At 69.5% G+C, this 893-nt stretch carries 1 protein-coding gene; it reads left to right on the top strand.

All coding sequences use genetic code 11. The features are described from left to right. The first annotated feature begins 293 nt into the window (after positions 1–293). Positions 294–806, top strand: a complete 513-nt coding sequence (locus HUK84_RS20345; RefSeq protein WP_176641815.1) for a peroxiredoxin — start codon at positions 294–296, stop codon at positions 804–806. Positions 807–893 lie beyond the last annotated feature (87 nt).

Raw genomic sequence — 893 nt, 5'->3', positions numbered from 1 at the left:
GGCCCATGGGCAGCTCTATCGCGCGCGCCTGACGGGCCTGTCGCATGACGCGGCGATCGCGGCCTGCCGGCGCCTGTCGACCGGCGCCGATAATTGTGTTGTCATCTCGCCCGATTCGAAGTCCTGATCGCGCTTTCGATCGCCCTATCTCGTGACCGGAAGGGTCCATCATGCCCCGTGCCGCCTTCTTGAAACGGATCGCAAAACGGCCGACGGGCCCGTGGCGTGACGAGACCCGCCGCGCGCCGGCGCGGTATGCCCGGCTGGGGGTAGCGCTGCCGGGCGCGCTGGCCATGGCGTTCGTAGGTGTCATTTCGCTCTCGCCGGCACGGGCGGCGCTGAAGCTGGGCAGCGCGGCGCCGCTGTTCGACGCGCCGGCCAGCCTGGGCGGCAAGGAATTCCGCTTCAGCCTGGCCGATGCGCTGCATCGCGGGCCGGTGGTGCTGTATTTCTATCCCGCCGCCTTCACCCGCGGCTGCACCATCGAGGCGCATGATTTCGCCGACGCGATGGACCAGTTCAAGGCGCTGGGCGCCACGGTCATCGGCGTGTCGATGGACAAGATCGAGACGCTGGACCGGTTTTCGGTCAGCGAATGCCGCAGCCGCTTCCCCGTGGCGGCCGATCCGGACGGCAAGATCGCCACGTCCTATCATTCCAGGATGCCGCTGGTCCATTATGCCAGCCGGACCTCGTACGTGATCGCGCCGGACGGGCACGTCCTGTTCGCCTACACCGCCATGGCGCCCGCCGGGCATATCAGCGGCACGCTGGCGGCGCTGCACGCCTGGAAAGCCGCCAGATAGAGCGGACCCGGGCCCCCGGGCCCTATGGCGCCCCTTTCGCGGGGCCCAGCGCCGCCAGGCACTGGTCGCGCACCGCACGCAGCGACC

It is taken from the genome of Nguyenibacter vanlangensis (assembly GCF_013376155.1).
Classification (GTDB): domain Bacteria; phylum Pseudomonadota; class Alphaproteobacteria; order Acetobacterales; family Acetobacteraceae; genus Gluconacetobacter; species Gluconacetobacter vanlangensis.
The sequence above is the reverse complement of the archived record's forward strand: the minus strand, read 5'-3'. Positions and strand labels throughout refer to the sequence as shown.

Excerpts from the sequence above, each read along its gene's own strand:
- HUK84_RS20345 (WP_176641815.1), top strand. The coding sequence starts at position 294 with ATGGCGTTCGTAGGTGTCATTTCGCTCTCGCCGGCACGGGCGGCGCTG.